At 58.5% G+C, this 20,524-nt stretch carries 14 protein-coding genes and 1 pseudogene; 6 read left to right on the top strand and 9 right to left on the bottom strand.

All coding sequences use genetic code 11. The features are described 5' to 3' along the window. Nucleotides 1–289 precede the first annotated feature (289 nt). Complete coding sequence (locus AC4ANK_RS13890; protein WP_002553659.1) at nt 290–1,390, top strand: ABC transporter substrate-binding protein; 1,101 nt, start codon at nt 290–292, stop codon at nt 1,388–1,390. Nucleotides 1,391–1,396: 6 nt separating this feature from the next. Here AC4ANK_RS13890 and metH read toward each other — a convergent pair whose 3' ends face one another. Continuing rightward, entirely contained in the window at nt 1,397–5,116 is a 3,720-nt protein-coding gene (gene metH / locus AC4ANK_RS13895; RefSeq protein WP_031594778.1) for a methionine synthase, read from the bottom strand. Nucleotides 5,117–5,250: 134 nt separating this feature from the next. Then, nucleotides 5,251–6,000 carry an IS5 family transposase gene (locus tag AC4ANK_RS13900; RefSeq protein ID WP_460382697.1) on the bottom strand — a complete coding sequence of 250 codons (750 nt, stop codon included), beginning with the start codon at nt 5,998–6,000 and terminating at the stop codon, nt 5,251–5,253. Between the two features lie 307 nt (nt 6,001–6,307). On the opposite strand from AC4ANK_RS13900, the gene AC4ANK_RS13905 reads away from it, so the two are divergent. The 3 genes from AC4ANK_RS13905 to nfuA all read left to right on the top strand — a co-directional run bounded on the left by AC4ANK_RS13905 (nt 6,308) and on the right by nfuA (nt 10,307). Continuing rightward, nucleotides 6,308–8,440, top strand: a complete 2,133-nt coding sequence (locus AC4ANK_RS13905) for a fatty acid cis/trans isomerase (protein ID WP_031594779.1) — start codon at nt 6,308–6,310, stop codon at nt 8,438–8,440. Between the two features lie 180 nt (nt 8,441–8,620). Beyond that, a complete protein-coding gene (locus AC4ANK_RS13910) occupies nt 8,621–9,643 on the top strand; it encodes an acyltransferase family protein (RefSeq protein ID WP_002553664.1) in 1,023 nt (340 codons plus the stop codon). A 70-nt stretch (nt 9,644–9,713) separates the two neighbouring features. Continuing rightward, on the top strand, nt 9,714–10,307 hold the full coding sequence (gene nfuA / locus AC4ANK_RS13915) for a Fe-S biogenesis protein NfuA (protein ID WP_002553665.1): 594 nt from the start codon (nt 9,714–9,716) through the stop codon (nt 10,305–10,307). A 68-nt stretch (nt 10,308–10,375) separates the two neighbouring features. Here nfuA and AC4ANK_RS13920 read toward each other — a convergent pair whose 3' ends face one another. The 4 genes from AC4ANK_RS13920 to AC4ANK_RS13935 are packed head-to-tail and all read right to left on the bottom strand — an operon-like array spanning nt 10,376 to nt 15,981. Then, on the bottom strand, nt 10,376–12,325 hold the full coding sequence (locus AC4ANK_RS13920) for an acetyl/propionyl/methylcrotonyl-CoA carboxylase subunit alpha (RefSeq protein WP_002553666.1): 1,950 nt from the start codon (nt 12,323–12,325) through the stop codon (nt 10,376–10,378). Continuing rightward, entirely contained in the window at nt 12,322–13,182 is an 861-nt protein-coding gene (locus AC4ANK_RS13925) for a gamma-carboxygeranoyl-CoA hydratase (RefSeq protein WP_002553667.1), read from the bottom strand. Before AC4ANK_RS13925 ends, AC4ANK_RS13920 begins: the two co-directional genes overlap by 4 nt. A 14-nt stretch (nt 13,183–13,196) precedes the next feature. Further along, a complete protein-coding gene (locus tag AC4ANK_RS13930) occupies nt 13,197–14,804 on the bottom strand; it encodes a carboxyl transferase domain-containing protein (protein ID WP_460382721.1) in 1,608 nt (535 codons plus the stop codon). Nucleotides 14,805–14,817: 13 nt separating this feature from the next. Then, a complete protein-coding gene (locus tag AC4ANK_RS13935) occupies nt 14,818–15,981 on the bottom strand; it encodes an isovaleryl-CoA dehydrogenase (protein ID WP_002553669.1) in 1,164 nt (387 codons plus the stop codon). A gap of 181 nt (nt 15,982–16,162) precedes the next feature. Here AC4ANK_RS13935 and AC4ANK_RS13940 point away from each other — a divergent pair. Continuing rightward, nucleotides 16,163–16,419, top strand: a pseudogene (locus AC4ANK_RS13940) (hypothetical protein). Between the two features lie 283 nt (nt 16,420–16,702). Here the strand turns inward: AC4ANK_RS13940 and AC4ANK_RS13945 are convergent. From AC4ANK_RS13945 to AC4ANK_RS13955, 3 genes are all read right to left on the bottom strand, one after another. Next, nucleotides 16,703–17,602 carry a hydroxymethylglutaryl-CoA lyase gene (locus AC4ANK_RS13945; RefSeq protein WP_002553670.1) on the bottom strand — a complete coding sequence of 300 codons (900 nt, stop codon included), beginning with the start codon at nt 17,600–17,602 and terminating at the stop codon, nt 16,703–16,705. Between the two features lie 18 nt (nt 17,603–17,620). Further along, complete coding sequence (locus AC4ANK_RS13950) at nt 17,621–18,013, bottom strand: MerR family transcriptional regulator (protein ID WP_002553671.1); 393 nt, start codon at nt 18,011–18,013, stop codon at nt 17,621–17,623. A gap of 165 nt (nt 18,014–18,178) precedes the next feature. Then, a complete protein-coding gene (locus AC4ANK_RS13955; RefSeq protein ID WP_002553672.1) occupies nt 18,179–19,108 on the bottom strand; it encodes a LysR family transcriptional regulator in 930 nt (309 codons plus the stop codon). Between the two features lie 183 nt (nt 19,109–19,291). On the opposite strand from AC4ANK_RS13955, the gene AC4ANK_RS13960 reads away from it, so the two are divergent. Beyond that, the gene (locus AC4ANK_RS13960; RefSeq protein WP_002553673.1) at nt 19,292–20,521 is read left to right on the top strand and encodes an acyl-CoA dehydrogenase; all 1,230 of its coding nucleotides are present in this window, start codon (nt 19,292–19,294) and stop codon (nt 20,519–20,521) included. Nucleotides 20,522–20,524: the final 3 nt, after the last annotated feature.

Genomic DNA, 20,524 nt, shown 5'->3' on the forward strand with positions numbered 1-20,524 from the left:
TGACCGATGCCGAATGAGTGTCGTAACCCTTCCTTTCATATGCAATCACCCATAAGACCGACAAGAGGCGATGCGATGAGCAAGCACCCGAAAGTAACCAAACCGGGCAGATCCGTGGACACCTGGGCCATTTTATTCATTGTCATACTGGCCGTGGGCGCGGCGATGTTCTGGGCCAGCAGCCAGTGACAGGCTGAACAAAGAATTTGCCTGAGTCTCCAGAACCTTGCTGTAGCAGCCGATAACTCGCGTGTAGCGATAAATTCCTGCTACCTCAAGGTTCGTTGATATGAAGGCGCTATTTGTTGGCTGGCTAATGCTATTCGGCTTTTGGTGGGCAGGATCCGCATTTGCCGCCTCGGTGGTATTTCTGAGTCCCGGTACAGAGACCGATGGCTATTGGCAGAGCCATGCCCGGGTGATGCAGACGGCCGCCGATACCACCGGTATGTCACTCAAAATTCTCTATACCGATCGCGACACCCGCAAGTTGCTGGCCATGGCGCGCGATACGCTGCAAGGGTATGTGCGTCCGGACTACCTGATGTTTTCCAATGAGCTGAATGTCGCCCCTGAAATCCTGCGTATGTCTACAGGCAGCGGGGTCAAGCTGTTCGCCGTCAACAATACACTGACGGCGGATCAGATTCGTATTCTGGGTGATCTGCCGTCGCGCTATCCGGATTTCATTGGCAGCCTGGTCGGCAACGACGAGCAGGGTGGTTACCTGACGGCGAAAAGGCTTATCAGCCTTGCTCACCCGGTCATGGACGGGCAGGAGGTTGAAATGCTCGCGTTCTCGGGTACCAACACCACGCCTGTGTCCCTGTTGCGTGAAAAAGGCATGCTGCGCGCCTTGTCAGAGCACCCGGAGGTGCATTTGCGGCAAGTTGCGCTGGGAGGATGGCGTCGGGATCGCGCACTCGAGCAGGCGCGCGTGTTGTTCAAACGCTACCCGCAGACACGCCTGGTATGGGCTGCCAATGAGCAAATGGCGTTCGGTGCGATGGATGCATTGCGGGAAAAAGGCGGTAAACCGGGTGAAGATTTGTTGTTCAGTGCCATTAATGGCACCTCGCTTTCATTGCAGGCCCAGCTCAATGGCAATCTGAGCGTGGTTGCTACCGGGCATTTCACCCTGGGCGGATGGGCAATCATCCTGTTGCATCGCTATGACACTGCCCAGCGGCAAGCCCGGCAACAGGTCGGCGCACGCACTATCGATGTGTTGCACCTGGTCGAGCCACAGGACACGCAACGCTTTCTGAACGCAACCCGCGAGGAGCGCTACCGGCTTGATATTCAGGCATTCAACGTGGGGGCTTTTGGCGAGGACTCACCGTTTTCCCTGAAAAACATGTTGCCGCCTGATCGCCCAGGCGGCAAGTAGTCGTGCTTACTCGTCATAACCCAGGTTGGGTGCCAGCCAGCGCTCGGTGACGCTCAGGTCCTGGCCTTTGCGGGCGGTGTAGCTTTCGACCTGATCCTTATCCACCTTGCCTACCGCAAAGTACTGCGCCTGAGGATGGGCAAAATACCAGCCGCTGACGGCCGCAGCCGGGAACATTGCGTAGTGCTCGGTCAGGAACACGCCGCTTTTGCCGGGCGTATGTTCGGGTGTGCCTTCCGGCAGTGGATCGAGCAGGGCGAACAGGGTGCCTTTTTCGGTGTGATCCGGGCAGGCCGGGTAGCCGGGAGCCGGACGAATGCCCATGTATTGCTCCTTGATCAACGCCTCGTTGTCCAGCGCCTCGTCTTTCGCGTAACCCCAGTATTCCTTGCGCACCTGCTGGTGCAGCCATTCGGCACAGGCCTCGGCCAGACGGTCGGCGAGCGCCTTGACCATGATCGAGTTGTAGTCGTCGCCCTTGTCCTGATACGCCTTGGCAACTTCTTCGGCACCAATGCCGGCTGTGGTGATGAAGCCACCGATGTAGTCGGTCAGGCCACTGTCTTTCGGCGCGACGAAGTCGGCCAGCGAGAAATTCGGCTTGCCGTCAGGCTTTATGGTCTGTTGGCGCAGGTGATGCAGCTTCGCCAGCGGCTTGCCGTCGTCGCCATAGACTTCCAGATCATCATCGTTGACCTGATTGGCTGGCCAGAAGCCGAATACTGCACGGGCGCTGATCAGTTTCTCGTCGATCAGCTTGCGCAGCATCTGAGTGGCGTCCGCATACAGCGCGGTGGCCGCTTCACCGACCACTTCGTCGGTCAGGATGCGCGGGTATTTACCGGCCAGATCCCAGGAGATGAAGAACGGTGTCCAGTCGATGTATTCGGCCAGCACGTTAAGGTCGATATCCTGCAGGACCCGGGTGCCGGTGAAGGTCGGTTGGGCAGGGGTATAGTTTTCCCAGTCGAATTGCGGCTTTTTCGCCACCGCCGCGCCATAGCTCAAGCGCTCGGTGCGCGCACTGCGTGCCGAGGTACGCTCACGTACTTCGACGTATTCCAGGCGGGTCTTTTCGATGAAGGCCGGTTTCAGTTCTTTCGACAGTAACTGGGTCGCCACGCCCACCGCACGTGAAGCGTCGGTGACGTAGATGACTGCATCATTGCTGTATTTAGGCTCGATCTTGACCGCAGTGTGGGCTTTGGAGGTGGTCGCGCCACCGATCATCAAGGGCAGATGGAAGTCCTGGCGCTGCATTTCCCGGGCAACATGGACCATTTCGTCCAGCGACGGCGTGATCAGGCCTGACAGACCAATGATGTCGCACTTTTCATCGCGCGCCACCTGGAGAATTTTCTCGGCAGGCACCATCACCCCGAGATCGACGATGTCGTAGCCGTTACAGCCCAGCACCACGCCAACGATGTTCTTGCCAATGTCATGGACGTCGCCCTTGACCGTGGCCATGAGGATCTTGCCCTTGGCTTCGGGCTTGTCGCCTTTTTCCAGCTCGATGAACGGGATCAGGTGCGCAACTGCCTGTTTCATGACCCGTGCGGACTTCACCACCTGAGGCAGGAACATCTTGCCTGCGCCAAACAGGTCACCGACCACGTTCATGCCCGCCATCAATGGGCCTTCAATCACTTCGATGGGGCGGGTGAATGCCAGACGCGACTCTTCGGTGTCCTGCACGATATGAGTGGTGATGCCCTTGACCAGCGCATGCTCCAGCCGTTGATTGACCGGCCAGCTGCGCCATTCCTCGGTTTCCGCTTCCTTGACGCTGCCATCACCCTTGAACTTGTCGGCAATTGCCAGCAGTGCGTCGGTGCCTTCGGCGTTACGGTTGAGCACCACGTCTTCGACGCAGTCACGCAGTTCAGCAGGGATCTGGTCGTAGATTTCCAGCTGGCCGGCGTTGACGATGCCCATGCTCAGGCCGTTGCGGATCGCATGCAGCAGGAACACCGAGTGAATCGCCTCGCGCACCGGGTTGTTGCCGCGGAACGAGAACGACACGTTGGACACGCCACCCGAGGTCAACGCATACGGCAGCTCGTCACGGATGTAGGCGCAGGCGTTGATGAAGTCCACGGCATAGTTGTTGTGCTCTTCAATACCGGTAGCGATGGCGAAGATGTTCGGGTCGAAGATAATGTCTTCCGGCGGGAAGCCCACTTCGTTGACCAGAATGTCGTAGGAGCGCTTGCAGATTTCCTTCTTGCGCGCCTCGGTATCGGCCTGACCCTGTTCGTCGAAGGCCATGACCACCACGGCCGCGCCGTATCGCTTGCACAGCCGCGCGTGATGAATGAACTGCTCGACGCCTTCCTTCATGCTGATGGAGTTGACGATGCCCTTGCCCTGGATGCACTTGAGGCCGGCCTCGATCACTTCCCACTTGGAGGAGTCGATCATGATCGGTACGCGGGAAATGTCCGGCTCGCCTGCTATCAGGTTGAGGAAGGTCACCATGGCCTTCTTCGAATCGAGCATCCCTTCGTCCATGTTGATGTCGATCACCTGGGCACCGGCTTCGACCTGCTGCAGGGCGACTTCCAGCGCTTCGGTGTAGTTGTCTTCACGAATCAGACGGGCAAAGCGGGCAGAGCCGGTGATGTTGGTGCGCTCGCCGACGTTGACGAACAGCGACTGACGATCAATGGTGAACGGCTCCAGGCCCGACAGGCGGCAGGCTTTTGGAATGTCCGGAATTTCGCGTGGCGCGTAGCCCGAAACAGCCTCGGCAATTGCCTTGATGTGCGCCGGCGTCGTACCGCAGCAACCGCCGACGATGTTCAGGAAGCCGCTTTGCGCGAACTCTTCGATGATCTTCGCCGTCTGGCTCGGCAGCTCGTCGTATTCGCCAAAGGCGTTGGGCAGACCGGCGTTGGGGTGCGCAGATACATGGGTGTTGGCCTTGTTGGCCAGCTCTTGCAGGTAAGGGCGCAGCTCGCTGGCACCCAGTGCGCAGTTCAGGCCGACCGAGATCGGTTTGGCGTGGCTGATCGAGTTCCAGAAGGCTTCTGTGGTCTGTCCCGACAGGGTGCGTCCCGATGCGTCGGTGATGGTCCCGGAAATCATGATCGGCAGTTCAAAACCCACTTCTTCGAACACGCCCTGCACGGCAAAGATCGCCGCCTTGGCGTTGAGGGTATCGAAAATGGTTTCGATCAGGATCAGGTCGGCGCCGCCCTCGATCAGCCCCTTGGTGGCTTCGCTGTAGTTCTCGACCAGCTCGTCGAAGGTCACATTGCGAAAGCCGGGGTTGTTGACGTCCGGCGACAGCGAGCAGGTGCGGCTGGTAGGGCCGAGCACGCCGGCGACGAAGCGTGGCTTGTCCGGGGTTTCCAGTGTCTTGGCGTCTGCGACCTTGCGCGCCAGGCGCGCGCCTTCGACGTTCAGCTCGTAGACGATCGATTCCATGCCGTAATCGGCCTGAGACACCTGGGTGGCGTTGAATGTGTTGGTTTCGAGAATGTCGGCACCGGCATCCAGATAAGCCTTCTCAATGGCGCCGATCACGTCAGGCCGGGTCAGGATCAACAGGTCGTTGTTGCCCTTGACATCGCTTGGCCAATCGGCGAAGCGCTTGCCCCGATAATCGTGCTCTTCAAGCCTGTAGCTCTGAATCATGGTGCCCATGCCGCCATCGAGGATTAGAATCCTCTGTTTCAGAGCAGTGAGAAAGGCTTGATGGCGGGCGCTGCGGTCAGACATGGGGGCTACCTTGAGAAGGTCGATACTTTAAAGGACGGGATGATAGCAAACCGGAGCGGTTTTGGTGGTGCTGCGGCTTTTGCATGAAAATCATTCATGTTGGAGGCAATTACGGCCTAGGGTCTGTTCCCGTTTCACATTGGCAGCCACAGAAAAGCGCAGGCCATTGCTATGACGCTTTCATAGTTTCTCTTGAGTTTGTCGAACCGAGAAGCCGCCGCCCGGAAATGCTTCAACCGGGCAAAGGCGTTTTCTACGAGATGTCGATTGCGATATAACCCTTTGTCCAGATCTGCGTTCCCTTTCAGAGAATTGCGCTTTCGTGGAATCACCACTTTGCTGCCTTGCTGCTCGACCTGAGCGCGTATCGCTTCAGTGTCGTAGCCCTTGTCCGCAATGATCACTTCTGCATTGGGCATCTTGGCAATCAACGAGGCCGCCTGCGAACAATCATTGGTCTGGCCTCCGGTCACGTCAAATGCAATGGGCAGCCCACAAGCGTCTACAGCCAGGTGAATCTTGCTGGTGTTACCGGCTCGGCTTTTTCCGATGGCCTGGTCCTGCGTGCTGGCAGCACCTGCACTGTGCTGATGAGCCTTTACATAGCTGCCATCAATGAAAACCCACTCCATGTCAGGATCGGTCATCAGCACCTCAAGCACCTTGACCCACTTGCCTGAAGCAGACCAGGCATTGAACCGCTTGTAGACCTTGCTCCAGTTTCCAAACGCTTTCGGCAGGTCTCGCCAAGGGCAACCCACACGCATGCGGTACAGCATGCCTTCAACCGTGGTGCGCAAATCTCGCTTGTTGTAGATCGATTCGTGCAGCAAAATTTCTCGAAGCTTCGGCCAGTGCTCATCACTGAGCATTAATCGGGGCATTGCAGGCTCGTATTGGTGTTGTGTGAGAACTCCAACAATACGGGCCTGTTCTCATAGAGATCAATGGGTTACGTCGAAACGGGAACAGACCCTAGTAGAATTGTGCCATTTTTAATGACAGAGCCTACGGGATATGCCGCACCGTTTGTTGGCAAGCATCGCCTTGCTTTTTATCTGCTGTGCTGCACAGGCCCAGACACCCTCAGCCATACCCGCAAGCCCGGCTATTTCCTACGTAAAGGATATTCAGCCGATCCTTACCGAGAAATGCGTTGCCTGCCATGCCTGCAACGACGCTCCCTGCCAGCTGAACCTGGGCAGCGGGGAAGGCGTGAGCCGTGGTGCCAGCAAGATCCCGGTTTACCAGGGCGAGCGCAGTGAGGCGGTAGCGCCGACCCGACTGTTTTATGATGCGCGTGATACCGAGGCTTGGCGCGGCAAGGGGTTTTACTCAGTGCTGGAGGCCCAGGGCGGTCAGGCTGCCCTGATGGCGCGCATGCTCGATCTGGGGCGCAGCGCGCCGTTGCCGGCCAACAGCAAAATTCCGGACGAGATCGCGCTGGGCATCAATCGCGAAAATGTCTGCCCGCTGCCCGGCGAATTCAACGCCTATGCCGCAGCTCATGCGCAACAAGGCATGCCACTGGCGGTGGCTGGCCTGACCGATGCCGAATACCAGACGCTGCAGCGCTGGCTGGCTGCCGGTGCGCCGGTGGAGCAGCAGACCATTACCCCGAGTGTCACCGAGGCCGCGCAGATCAATGCCTGGGAGGCGCAGCTCAACGAGCCTGGCGCGAATCAGGCGCTGGTCGGTCGCTGGCTGTTCGAGCACCTGTTCCTGGCGCACATCTATTTCGAAGGCGGTGAGGCGGGGCACTTCTTCCAGTGGGTGCGCTCGCGAACTCCAAGCGGCAAGCCTGTGGACCTGATCGCTACTCGTCGCCCCGACGATGATCCGGGCAGTGATTTCTATTATCGATTGATCCCTGTGCAGGGCGTGATCGTTCACAAGACCCACATTACCTATGCCATGAGCCCACAGAAACTGATGCGGGTCAGGCAGTTGTTCTATGGTAACGACTGGAAGGTCAACGCACTGCCTGGCTATGGCCCTGGCCATCGGGCCAATCCGTTCCTGACCTTTGAAGCGATCCCGGCAGCGGCGCGTTATCAGTTCATGCTCGACAACGCCGAGTATTTCGTCCGCACCTTCATTCGCGGGCCGGTCTGTCGCGGGCAGATCGCGACCGATGTGATTCGCGATCAGTTCTGGGTACTGTTCCAGGACCCGGCGCACGACCACTACATCACCGATGCGGCTTATCGCGGGCAGGCCACGCCTTTACTGGCCATGCCGGGGCAGAACGATGACGTCGGCAGCGTGCTCAGCCTGTGGCTGTCGTACCGGGACCGGCGTAATCAATATGAAGACATGCGCCGCGACAGTTACGCAAAAATGCCGGCACCGGGGTGGAGCACGCTGTGGGCTGGCAACGACAATGCCTTGCTGACCGTTTTCCGTCATTTCGACAGCGCTTCGGTCAATAAAGGCCTGATTGGCGACGTGCCGCACTCCATGTGGTTGTTCGACTTCCCGTTGCTGGAGCGTACCTATTACCAGTTGGCGGTGAACTTCGATGTCTATGGCAACGTTTCACATCAGGCACAGACCCGGCTGTATTTCGATTTGATCCGCAACGGTGCCGAGATCAACTTCCTGCGCCTGATGCCTGCCGATCGTCGGGAAGACATACTCAGCAATCTTTATCAGGATGGCGGCAAGATCAAGATGTGGCTGGATTACCAGAAGATCGATGACGATACGCCAACCGGTATCAAACTCGATGAAAAGGCCCCGCAGCGTGACTTTGCGTTCAAGCTGATCGAGCGTTCCGGCAACCTGAATGCCGCGCCTGATCCAATCAACCGCTGTAGCGGGGCGTATTGTTCTCGGCCAAACCTCGACAGCAGTTTTGCCCAGGCGGAACAGGCACTGAGCCGTTTGACCTCACGCCCGGCGGCGGGCCTGAAAGTCATCGATCAATTGCCGGAAGCAAGCATGCTGCGCATTGAGGGCAGCGACGGCAAACGCATGATCTACAGCATGCTGCGCAACCGTGCGCACAGTAACGTCGCGTTTCTGCTGGGCGAGTCTTATCGCTATATACCGGGGCTGGACACACTGACCGTCTACCCGGGCGTGCTCAGCAGTTATCCGAATTTCATCTTCAATATTCCGGTCGCACAGGTGCCGGCCTTTGTCGATGCCATGCAGCAGAGCAAGGATCAGGCGAGTTTCGGAAAAATCGTCCAGCGTTGGGGCATCCGTCGTACTCATCCACTGTTCTGGAGTTACTTCCACGATCTGAATCGCTACGTTCAGGAAACTGAACCACGCGAAGCGGGTGTGCTGGACATGAATCGCTACGAGAACCTCTGAAAAACCGGGGCTTCACGCCGCAGGCCCTTGTGCAACATGGCCTGCGGCCATCTTTACTTCCTGAACAAAATGTATCTCGCGCGATCTTTTTTCCAAAAAGGTGGTCCGAAATGGTGCGCGTCATAGGCCGGTTTATCAAACGACCCATGATTGAAAGTCAGGCAGTAGAGGTTTTTTGTGATGTTGATTTCAGTTCAGGCGCTACGGGCGTTCGCAGCGTGGGTCGTGGTGTGTCATCACTTCATGCAGATTTTTTTCGATTTCAAGGCCAGCGGCCCGGTGGGACAGTTCTTTGTGTCGAAGGGCGCGGTCGGCGTTGATATCTTCTTTGTCATCAGTGGTCTGGTTATCTTTTTGTCGACGCAGAACAGCGATATGCCTGCACGGCGCTTCATTCTGCATCGTCTGATTCGCATCGTTCCGGCCTATTGGCTGTACACCGCCGCCATGGCTCTGTTGTTGCTGATTGCAGCACCGATGCTCCCGCATCAGGTCATCGGCTGGCAGAACTTCCTCTTGTCACTGGTATTCATTCCTTCCGAAAACCCCGGTGGTTATGGCCTTTACCCGACGCTTAACGTCGGCTGGACGCTCAACTATGAGATGTTTTTCTACCTGCTGTTCTCGGTGGTATTCCTCTTTCAACAGCGTCACCGGCCGCTGATCATTGCCGCAGCACTGTTTGCGGTCAGTGAGGTTCTGGCTCGCGCCGGGCTGATCAGCCGCTTCTATGGCAATGACATCATTTACGAATTCCTGCTGGGTATCGGCATCGGCATCCTCTATCGCCGTGGCTGGATCAAACAGGCGCTATGGCTGCCGCTGGCGGGCATTGCGGTAGGGCTGTATGCGATCAATCACCTGACCAACGAGCAGCGTCTGCTTAACTGGGGCCTGCCGAGTGCCTTGATCGTACTATCGTGCATCTCGCTGGAACCGTATTTCCAGGGCAACAGGCTGCTCAAGGTACTGGGCGACTGCTCGTACTCGGTCTACCTGCTGCACGTTCTGGTGCTGTACGGCGGCTTGCTGATGGCGCAGCGCTTTGGCCTCAGCCCCTATGTGGTTTTCGCGTTCTGCGTGCCGATCATCGCCATCGGTGCCTGGGTCAGTTATGAGTGGATCGAGAAGGGTCTTTACCGCCGGATGAAAGCCTGGCTGGATGGACGCCGAGCGGTCAGCCAGGCGCAGGCATTAACCTGACAAAAATACTAGGACTTTGTGTGACGGTGCCGATTGGCGTAAACTGCTGGCACGTCTGCGAGGAATTTTCATGACCGCTATCACTATTACCGATGCCGCCCACGATTATCTGGCCGATCTGCTGGAAAAGCAGAACACCCCGGGCATTGGCATCCGCGTATTTATTACCCAGCCCGGCACTCAGTACGCTGAAACCTGCATTGCCTACTGCAAGCCGGGTGAAGAAAAGCCGGAAGACAAGGCTATCGGCCTGAAGAGCTTCACCGCCTGGATCGATGGTTTCAGCGAAGCGTTTCTGGATGATGCCGTGGTTGACTACGCCACTGATCGCATGGGCGGCCAGTTGACCATCAAGGCACCAAACGCCAAGGTGCCGATGGTCAACGCCGACAGCCCGATCAACGAGCGCATCAATTATTATCTGCAAACCGAGATCAATCCCGGCCTTGCCAGTCACGGTGGTCAGGTCACGCTGATTGATGTGGTTGAAGAAGAAGCGAAAAACATTGCCGTTCTGCAATTCGGTGGCGGTTGCCAGGGTTGCGGTCAGGCCGATGTCACGTTGAAGGAAGGTATCGAGCGTACGTTGCTTGAGCGCATTCCCGAGCTGTCGGGTGTTCGCGATGTGACCGACCATACGCAGAAAGAAAACGCTTACTACTAAGCCTTTCTCTGCTGCGCAAAAACGCCCTGACTGTTCAGGGCGTTTTCGTGTGCGGCCGTCGCTGGTGGTCAGGTCAGTTCCACCAGTACTGCGCCTTCGTTGACCATCTCTCCCTCATGGCAGTAAAGCGCTGTGACAACGCCGGCACTGGCAGCGCGGATGCTGTGTTCCATCTTCATGGCCTCCAGCACCACCAGTTGCGCCCCGGACTCGACCGCCTGACCCACTTCAACCAGCACGCGCACTATGCTGCCATTCATGGGGGCGGTCAGGCCGCCATGCTTGCTATCGCTGACGTCGGCCTGCGCGATGGGGTCCAGTCGGTTGATGGTGTGCAGGTCGCCTTGCCATTTGAGGTAAAGCGTATCGCCACGGCGTATTGCCAGATTCGAGCGGCGCACGCCGTTGTGTTCGACAGTCAGATGCTCGTTGCTGAGTTTAAATGGTGAGTCGCTGCTGTTGCGCAGGTAGACGGTTCGGGTTTGACCATTGCAGCTCAGCCGCAGATCCGTCTCCGCAGGCAGGCCTGCACGAAAGCCTGTCGTGACCGCCCAGGGCGAGTGCAGGTCGTCTTGATCGACACGTGCCGGTTCGCTCTGGCTGAAGGCCTCGGCGGCGGCCTGCCAGAGTTCCTCACACAGTTCACCCGTTTGCGGCAGCAATTTATCCTGATAAAGGGGGATGAAGCCGGTGTCCAGTTCCGCGGCGGCAAACGCCGGATGGGCGATGATTCTGCGCAAAAATGCGAGGTTGGTTCTGACACCGCCCACTGCAAACTCATCCAGCATAGCGAGCAGGCGCAAACGGGCCTGCTCACGGTTTTCGCCCCAGGCAATCAGTTTGCCGAGCATGGGGTCATAGAAGGGTGAAATGTTGTCACCCTCGCTAACGCCACTGTCCACACGCTTGCCGGGGCCGGACGCGGATTCTCTGTAGAGTTCCAGCGTGCCGGTCGCAGGCAGAAAATCGTTGGCCGGGTCTTCGGCGTATAACCGGACCTCAATGGCGTGACCGATCAGTGGCACTTGTTCCTGAGTAATAGGCAGCGGTTCGCCTCTGGCCACCCGAATCTGCCATTCCACCAGATCCAGGCCCGTGATGTACTCGGTCACCGGGTGCTCGACTTGCAGGCGGGTATTCATCTCCATGAAGAAAAACTCGCCGCGCGCGTCCAGCAGGAATTCCACCGTGCCTGCACCCACGTAGCCGATTGCCTGTGCGGCCTTGACCGCCGCTTCACCCATGGCTTTGCGCAGTTCGGGTGTCAGGCCGGGCGCAGGTGCTTCTTCGACGACCTTCTGGTGTCGGCGCTGAATGGAGCAGTCGCGCTCATTGAGGTAGAGACAGTGACCATGGCGGTCGGCAAACACCTGAATCTCGACGTGGCGTGGGGTGAGGACGTATTTCTCCACCAGCATTCGCGCGTCGCCGAACGATGAGAGCGCCTCGCGTTGCGCAGAGGCCAGCGCTTCGGCCAGTTCGCCGCTGTGCTCAACCACCTTCATGCCTTTGCCGCCACCGCCTGCCGTGGCTTTCAACAGCACGGGGTAACCGATGCGTTCAGCGGCGCTGCGGAACGTCTCGATGTCCTGTGCGTCGCCGTGATAGCCAGGTACCAACGGCACTCCAGCCTGCTCCATCAGCGCCTTGGCGGCAGATTTGCTGCCCATGGCGTCGATGGCCGAGGCGGGTGGGCCGAGGAAAATCAGCCCTGCCTCTTCAATGGCACGGGCAAAGTCGGCATTTTCGGACAAAAAACCGTAGCCGGGGTGAATCGCTTGCGCGCCGCTTGCCCTGGCCGCATCGATAAGCTTGTCGATCGCCAGGTAGCTTTCTGCTGCCTTGCTGCCTCCAAGGTCCACACGGATATCAGCCTCACGGCTATGCCGTGTGTCACGGTCAATGGCACTGTGCACGGCGACTGTGGTGAGCCCCATGGTTTTTGCGGTACGCATGATACGACAGGCAATTTCACCACGGTTGGCAATCAGCAGCGTGGTCAGCTCGGGAGTGCTCATGATTGCGAGTCCTTCTGTGATTCTTGCCGGGCTGCAAGCGCTGCTGGCGTTTGATCGCCGTGTGGCTGCCAGCCGGGTGTGCGTTTTTGCAGGTAGGCACGCAGGCCTTCCTGGCCTTCGGCGCTGGTGCGGATGCGCGCGATGGCGCTTTCACAGTAGCGACGCAATGCGGGTGTGAGTTCGCCGCTACCGACTTCGCGCAGCAACTCCTTGCTGACTCTCATGGCCTGCGGGCTGTTGAGCAGCAGGTTGTCGATCCACTCCTGCGTGCGGGCTTGCAGGTCGGCAGCCGGGTAGCACTCAGCTATCAGCCCCATCTGCTGCGCTCGCTGGCCATCGAAACGCTCGGCGGTCAGGGCGTAGCGCCGCGCGGCGCGTTCGCCGATGGCCTGTACCACAAACGGACTGATAACCGCTGGAGCCAGACCTATGCGTACTTCTGACAGGCAGAACTGCGCATCTGCCGTCGCAATGGCCATGTCGCAGCAACTGATCAGGCCCAGCGCGCCACCGAACGCTGCACCTTGCACCACCGCAAGCGTCGGGATTTTCAATTTGGCGAGGCTGTACATCAGCTCTGCCAGTTCACGGGCATCATCCAGATTGGTGTTGTAGTCCAGCTCTGCGGCCTGCTGCATCCAGGCCAGATCGGCACCGGCGCTGAAATGCCTGCCACGCCCGCGCACCAGCAGAAAGCGCAGGCCGGCATCACTTTGCACCTGGTCCAGCGCGAGGATCAACTCGCGAATCATCTGCGCATTGAAGGCATTGTTCTTGTCCGGTCTATTTAGCCACAGCGTGGCGAAACCACGTGGGTCGGTGATCAACTCTATGGTCGCGAATGAGGTCGAAGTCATGGTCATTTCCCGCCTCACATCCGGAACAGGCCGAAGGTGGTAGGTTCGATGGGCGCATTGAGCGAGGCGGACAGGGCCAGCGCAAGAATGTCGCGGGTTTGTGCCGGGTCGATGACTCCGTCGTCCCACAGTCGGGCGCTGGAGTAATAAGGATGCCCTTGATGCTCGTACTGATCGAGAATCGGCTGCTTCAGTTCAGCCTGCTGCTCGGCGCTGAAGGCCTGGCCGGCACGTTCCGCCTGCTCGCACTTGACCTGCACCAGCACGCCCGCTGCCTGCTCGCCGCCCATCACGCCGATTCTCGCGTTGGGCCACATCCACAGGAAGCGCGGGTCGTAGGCGCGGCCGCACATGCCGTAATTTCCTGCGCCGAAACTGCCGCCGATGATGACCGTGAATTTCGGCACCTTCGCGCAGGCCACGGCGGTCACCAGCTTGGCACCATGCTTGGCGATGCCCCCGGCTTCATACTTCTGACCGACCATGAAACCGGTGATGTTCTGCAGAAACAGCAGGGGAATTCCCCTTTGGCAGGCCAGTTCGATAAAGTGCGCGCCTTTTTGCGCAGCTTCTGCGAACAGAATCCCATTGTTGGCTAGAATCGCGATCGGGTAGCCATGCAGGCGAGCGAAGCCGCAGACCAGCGTGGTGCCAAACAACGCCTTGAATTCATCCAGTACCGAGCCATCCACCAACCGCGCGATGACTTCGCGTACGTCAAACGGCTGCTTTGTGTCGGCCGGGATAATGCCGTACAGGTCATCGCTTGCGTACAACGGCGCAATCGGTGTGACAGTGTTCAGTTGACCCTGCTTGCGCCAGTTCAGATTGGCGATGCTGCGTCGCGCCAATGCCAGCGCGTGGTCGTCGCTGTCGGCATAGTGATCGGCCACCCCGGAGGTGCGGCAATGCACATCGGCACCGCCCAGGTCTTCAGCGCTGACTATTTCTCCGGTGGCAGCTTTTACCAGTGGCGGGCCTGCGAGGAAGATGGTGGCTTGCTGACGCACCATGATCGCTTCGTCGGCCATGGCCGGAACATAGGCCCCGCCTGCGGTACAGGAACCCATGACCACGGCAATCTGGGGAATGCCTTGTGCGCTCATGTTGGCTTGATTGAAGAAGATTCGCCCGAAGTGTTCGCGGTCCGGAAACACTTCGTCCTGGCGCGGCAGGTTGGCACCACCGGAGTCCACCAGGTAAATGCACGGCAGGCGGTTTTGCTGGGCGATGGTCTGCGCGCGCAGGTGCTTTTTGACGGTCAGCGGGTAATAGGAGCCACCTTTGACCGTCGCGTCGTTGGCGATGATCATGCACTCGACGCCCTCGACCCGGCCAATACCGGCTATTACCCCGGCGGCCGGAACCTCTTCGCCATATACCTCATGGGCGGCCAGTTGGCCGATCTCCAGAAACGGTGATCCGCTGTCCAGTAAACGGTTGATACGCTCGCGCGGCAGCAGCTTGCCGCGTGACGTATGACGTTCCTGTGCCTTGGGCCCGCCGCCTTGGCGAACGATGCTCAGCAACATACGGAGCTCTTCGACCTGCTTGAGCAGCGTGGTGCGATTAAGGGCAAATTCCGGCGAGCGGGCGTTGATGCGAGTCTGCAGAATGGTCATGGTAGCTCCGCAATCAACGGGTTTCGTTGAACAGTTCGCGACCGATGAGCATGCGCCGGATCTCGCTGGTGCCTGCACCGATCTCGTAGAGTTTGGCGTCGCGCAACAGTCGACCGGCCGGGAATTCGTTGATGTAGCCATTGCCGCCCAGAATCTGGATGGCATCCAGCGCCATCTGCGTGGCGCGTTCGGCGCTGTAGAGGATCACGCCCGCTGCGTCCTTGCGCGTGGTCTCGCCACGATCACAGGCTTGGGCGACGGCGTACAGGTAGGCCCGGCTGGCGTTGAGCTGGGTGTACATGTCTGCGACCTTGCCCTGAATCAGCTGGAACTCGCCGATGCTCTGGCCGAACTGCTTGCGGTCGTGAATGTAGGGCACCACCACGTCCATGCAGGCCTGCATGATTCCGGTCGGCCCGCCAGAGAGCACGACGCGTTCATAATCGAGGCCGCTCATCAGGACTCTGACACCACCGTCCAGTACGCCCAGCAGGTTTTCCTCAGGCACCTCTACGTTGTCGAAAAACAGCTCGCAGGTATTGGAACCGCGCATGCCCAGCTTGTCGAACTTGCTGCCGCGCGAGAAGCCTTTCCAGTCACGCTCGACGATGAATGCGCTAATGCCATGCGCAGCCTTTTGCAGATCGGTCTTGGCGTAGATCACGTAGGTATTGGCGTCAGGCCCGTTGGTGATCCAGGTCTTGCTGCCATTTAACACATAGCGATCACCACGCTTGTCGGCGCGCAGCTTCATCGATACCACGTCCGAGCCTGCATTGGGTTCGCTCATGGCCAGCGCGCCAATGTGCTCGCCGCTGATCAGCTTGGGCAGGTATCGGGCTTTCTGCGCCGGGCTGCCATTGCGGTTGATCTGATTCACGCACAGGTTGGAATGTGCGCCGTAGGAAAGTGCCACCGATGCCGAGCCACGGCTGATTTCTTCCATCGCCACGACATGCGCCAGATAACCCAGGCCTGCGCCACCGTATTCCTCGCTGACCGTGATGCCGAGCACGCCCATCTCACCGAATTTGCGCCACATGTCGACTGGGAACAGGTTGTCCTTGTCGATCTGCGCGGCGCGCGGGGCAAGCTCTGCGGCGACGAAGGATTGCAATTGGTCGCGCAGCATGTCGATGGTTTCGCCCAAGGCGAAGTTCAGGCTGGGGTAACTCATGGGTAGCGTTCCTGTTTTATTCTTGGAGATGATTCTATGCGGACTGGCTATGACCTTTACGTTAACGTAAACCTGCGGATGTGTGCTGTCAATCAGGCTGTGCGCAGAGGGTGGGGGAGAGTCGGGAGGCAAAAGCAAACGCTGGAAAGCACGAAGGGGAGCCTGGGCTCCCCTTCAAGGTATGTCTCTATGCTCTTTTTTGTTTTTCGGGTGGCCTGTTGTTGTTTTTGGCGACCTGGCCCTTTACTGCTTTTTTGAGCGGTCCGCATGCGGGACCAAGAGCAAACGTATTTTTTTGAGCGCTGATCAAGCTTTCATCATGTGATCCACCAGTTCGGGAGCTGCCTCGGGGCAGTTTTGTTATTCTCTGTCTGGCTGCAGAACGACTTGCAACGCAAGCAGTTCAGAAAAGCTGTCCACTTCAAAAAAATCTGTTAGCTACGTCTCTGTCCGTGTTGTTCTTGTTGTGTCAGAGCCGGTACGTGTTGTTTTTATTGGGTTGCTGCGTGTTTTTATTTTTGTTGTACAAAGGATATAGCAGGACCCGTGCCAGTTTTTTAAAAGCCCCGTAATACCGGGAGCTGAACGTCTTTTTCGGGCATCGGGCCATCTGATTCAGTTGCCGAGTGTTTCTGTGTTACCGGTTTGTCTCGACTGGACGCGGGGCAGGGTAACACTGTGTGACAAGTTGTCGCACCCTGTTACCGACAGGTGACAGTCGTTACGCAGACAGCCGGGCCCTGGCCACGCGCGAGCCATTGCTGCGTTGCAGTACGCCGCAGATGCGCTGGCCTGCGGCGATGACCTGGTCCAGATCTACCCCGGTTTCAATACCCATGCCCTGCAACATGTACTGCACGTCCTCAGTGGCAACATTGCCGCTGGCACCCTTGGCGTACGGGCAGCCGCCCAGGCCTGCCACGGAACTGTCGAAGACCTGGATACCTTCCTCCAGGCTGGCGTAGATATTCACCAGCGCCTGACCGTAAGTGTCGTGGAAGTGCCCGGCAAGCTTGCCTCGCGGGATCTGCGCAGAGACGGCGTTGAACAGCGCTCGCGTGGCCCCCGGCGTGCCGGTGCCGATGGTGTCGCCCAGCGAAACTTCATAGCAACCCATCGCGTAGAGTTCGTTGGCGACGGCTGCGACCTGCTGCGGCGAGACACTGCCCTCATAAGGGCAGCCCAACACGCACGACACATAACCCCGAACCTGCACACCATGCATCTGCGCCGCCGCCATGATGGTCGCAAAGCGCTCCAGGCTTTCGCTGATCGAGCAATTGAGGTTACGCCGGGAGAACCCTTCGGTTGCCGCTGCAAACACCGCGACCTCTCTGACGCCGGCCGCCAACGCATCTTCGAACCCGCGCAGGTTGGGTGCCAGGGCAGAGTAGATAACGCCTTCACGCCGCTGGATATTTTCGAACACCTGGGCGGAGCCAGCCATCTGCGGCACCCATTTGGCCGAGACAAAGCTGCCGACTTCAATGTGGCTCAGTCCGGCTGCCGTCAGGTCATCCACCAAGCGCACCTTGTCGTCGATACTGATCGGTTGTGCTTCATTCTGCAGGCCGTCACGCGGGCCGACTTCAACGATATTTACCTTTTGTGGAAGAGACATGGCAGTGCCTTTTGGTGGTCAGTGTGAAGTGGCAGCAGTTTTATCGAGCGCAGTCCGGCAACGCTCTTCGGCGGTGTCCAGCTCCAGTTGCATTTGCCGGATGTCCAGCAATTGTTGTTCGAGCTGTTCACGGCGCTCGGCGATCTTGCCGAGCATGGTCTGCAACTGCTTCTGGTTGTCACCGGAAGGGTCGTACAGCGAGATTAGTTCCTTGCATTCAGCCAGCGAAAAACCAATGCGTTTGCCGCGCAGGATCAGTTTCAGGGTGACTTTGTCACGGGCGGTGTAGATGCGCTCCAGTCCCTTGCGTTCAGGGCTGAGCATGCCTTGCTCTTCGTAAAAGCGGATCGCGCGGGTGGTGATATCCAGCTCACGGGCGAGCTCGGAAATGCTGTAGGTCTGACTGCTCATGGTGTCGCTCAACGAGATATTCAGCACTCAACCTACGGCGTGCTTTACGTAAGCGTCAAGCAGAAGTCGTGTTGTCAAGGCGCGCCAAGCCGCGCCTGCCAAATTAGAAACGACTTTAACAAATTTAAATATTTAATTTAAAAACAATGGCTTGGTGTTTTTATCTCATGCTTTCTCGAGGCTTTGTTCCTGCGCCACGACCCGCTGTGAAAGCTCGATGATCTGTTCGCGCATCCAGCGGTTGGCTGGGTCCTGATCAGTGCTTTCATGCCAGTACAGATGGGTTTCGACCGAAGGCACATCGTTGACCGGTAAGTGGACATAGTGCAAATCGTTACGGCGGGCGAAGCGTTCAGGTATGGTCATGACCATATCAGTCTGCTGCAGGACCTGTGTCGCCATCAGGTAATGCTGCGAGCGCAACGCAATCCTGCGCTGAATGCCCATCTTGCCCAACGCCAGGTCCACGTGCCCCAGTCCGCTACGCCGACTGGAAATATGGATGTGTGCCTGGCTCATGTAATCATCCAGCGTCAACGTGGCCTTGTTCGCCAGCGGATGCGCCTTGCGCATGCCGCACACATAGCGGTCTTCCAGCAGCTTGACGTGGCGAACCTGCGGGTCGGTATTGAGCGGTGCATCCACGGCGAAGTCGAGGCGCCCGGCAGCCAGCTCCTTGGTGGTTTCCCGCCGCTTGGACAGAAAGCTCTCGATGGTCACGGCAGGCGCAAGGCGTCGCAGGCGCTGGAACAGCGTCGGCAGGATCACGGCCTCGGTCAGGTCGGTCATGCTGATGCGGTAGTTCTTGTTGGCCTGCAACGGGTTGAATATACGGCTTTCCTGCACCGAAACCCTGAGCAATGAGAGTGCATTGCGCACCGGGCCGATGATGTTCTGTGCCATCGGTGTCGGCACCATGCCTTGAGCCGTTCGCACAAACAGCGGGTCGTTGAAGGTCTCTCGCAGCCGCGCCAGGGCGTTGGACACCGCAGGCTGGGTAATGCCGACGATCTGCCCGGCCCGGGTCAGATTGGCTTCGGTGTAGATGGCGTCGAAGACAATGAAAAGATTGAGATCGACCTTGCTCAGGTTCATTGATGGGCGCCTCGTGCTGTTATTTTGATTCGCTGTTCGGCAGGCTGGGGACGCCGCAGCGGTGATGGATCATATATCGGTTATGAATGTTTATACACGCCGAGAATAGATTAGATAAATGTACGGCGTTTCTCTAGCATCAGGATCATGCATTCGACACCCTGATCGAGAAGGTAGTGGCCCATGGATTTCGCGTATTCCCCGAAGGTGCAGGCATTGCGTGAGCGCGTCACCGCGTTCATGGATGCATACGTTTATCCGGCCGAGCCGGTTTTCGAACAGCAAGTGGCCGAAGGCCATCGCTGGCAGCCCACCGCGATCATGGAAGAACTGAAAGCCCGTGCAAGAGCCGAGGGGTTGTGGAATCTGTTTTTGCCGGAGTCTGCGCTGGGTGCCGGCCTGAGCAATCTGGAATACGCGCCGCTGGCGGAAATCATGGGGCGTTCGATGCTGGGACCCGAGCCGTTCAATTGCTCTGCGCCTGACACCGGCAACATGGAGGTGCTGGTTCGCTATGCCAGCGAGGAACAGAAAGCTCGCTGGCTGGAACCGTTGCTGCGCGGCGAAATTCGTTCTGCTTTTGCCATGACCGAGCCCGACGTGGCGTCATCGGACGCCACCAATATGGCCGCGCGCGCCGAGCGCGATGGTGATGAATGGGTGATCAATGGCCGCAAGTGGTGGACTTCCGGTGCCTGCGACCCGCGCTGCAAAATCCTGATTTTCATGGGCCTGAGCAATCCTGACGGGCCGCGCCATCAGCAACACTCGATGATTCTGGTCCCGGTCGACACGCCGGGCGTGAAGATTGTCAGGCCGCTGCCTGTGTTCGGCTACGACGACGCGCCCCACGGGCATGCCGAAGTGGTGTTCGATAACGTCCGGGTGCCGTTTGAAAACGTCTTGCTGGGTGAGGGGCGCGGCTTTGAAATCGCTCAAGGCCGGTTGGGACCAGGCCGCATTCACCACTGCATGCGCTCCATCGGTATGGCTGAACGGGCACTTGAGCTGATGTGCAGGCGCTCCGTAGACCGGGTTGCCTTCGGCAAACCGCTGGCCAGGCTGGGGGGCAATATCGACAGGATTGCCGATTCGCGCATGGAGATCGATATGGCCCGTCTGCTGACCCTGAAGGCTGCCTACATGATGGATACAGCAGGCAACAAGGTCGCCAGAAGCGAAATCGCGCAGATCAAGGTGGTAGCGCCGAACGTGGCGCTGAAGGTCATCGATCGGGCGATCCAGATGCACGGCGGGGCGGGTGTTTCCAATGATTTCCCCTTGGCCTATATGTACGCCATGCAGCGCACACTGCGTCTGGCAGACGGCCCGGATGAAGTACACCGCGCCGCTATCGGCAAGTATGAACTGGGCAAATACCTGCCGGCAGACAGGGAGCGCAGCCAGTCCTGAGCC

This window comes from Pseudomonas sp. Pmew2 (assembly GCF_058129885.1).

Bases quoted from the DNA above. Each gene is read 5' to 3' on its own strand.
- AC4ANK_RS13890 (WP_002553659.1), top strand. From the start codon at position 290: ATGAAGGCGCTATTTGTTGGCTGGCTAATGCTATTCGGCTTTTGGTGG.
- metH (WP_031594778.1), bottom strand. From the start codon at position 5,116: ATGTCTGACCGCAGCGCCCGCCATCAAGCCTTTCTCACTGCTCTGAAA.
- AC4ANK_RS13900 (WP_460382697.1), bottom strand. From the start codon at position 6,000: ATGCCCCGATTAATGCTCAGTGATGAGCACTGGCCGAAGCTTCGAGAA.
- AC4ANK_RS13910 (WP_002553664.1), top strand. From the start codon at position 8,621: ATGTTGATTTCAGTTCAGGCGCTACGGGCGTTCGCAGCGTGGGTCGTG.
- nfuA (WP_002553665.1), top strand. From the start codon at position 9,714: ATGACCGCTATCACTATTACCGATGCCGCCCACGATTATCTGGCCGAT.
- AC4ANK_RS13920 (WP_002553666.1), bottom strand. From the start codon at position 12,325: ATGAGCACTCCCGAGCTGACCACGCTGCTGATTGCCAACCGTGGTGAA.
- AC4ANK_RS13925 (WP_002553667.1), bottom strand. From the start codon at position 13,182: ATGACTTCGACCTCATTCGCGACCATAGAGTTGATCACCGACCCACGT.
- AC4ANK_RS13930 (WP_460382721.1), bottom strand. From the start codon at position 14,804: ATGACCATTCTGCAGACTCGCATCAACGCCCGCTCGCCGGAATTTGCC.
- AC4ANK_RS13935 (WP_002553669.1), bottom strand. From the start codon at position 15,981: ATGAGTTACCCCAGCCTGAACTTCGCCTTGGGCGAAACCATCGACATG.
- AC4ANK_RS13945 (WP_002553670.1), bottom strand. From the start codon at position 17,602: ATGTCTCTTCCACAAAAGGTAAATATCGTTGAAGTCGGCCCGCGTGAC.
- AC4ANK_RS13950 (WP_002553671.1), bottom strand. From the start codon at position 18,013: ATGAGCAGTCAGACCTACAGCATTTCCGAGCTCGCCCGTGAGCTGGAT.
- AC4ANK_RS13955 (WP_002553672.1), bottom strand. From the start codon at position 19,108: ATGAACCTGAGCAAGGTCGATCTCAATCTTTTCATTGTCTTCGACGCC.
- AC4ANK_RS13960 (WP_002553673.1), top strand. From the start codon at position 19,292: ATGGATTTCGCGTATTCCCCGAAGGTGCAGGCATTGCGTGAGCGCGTC.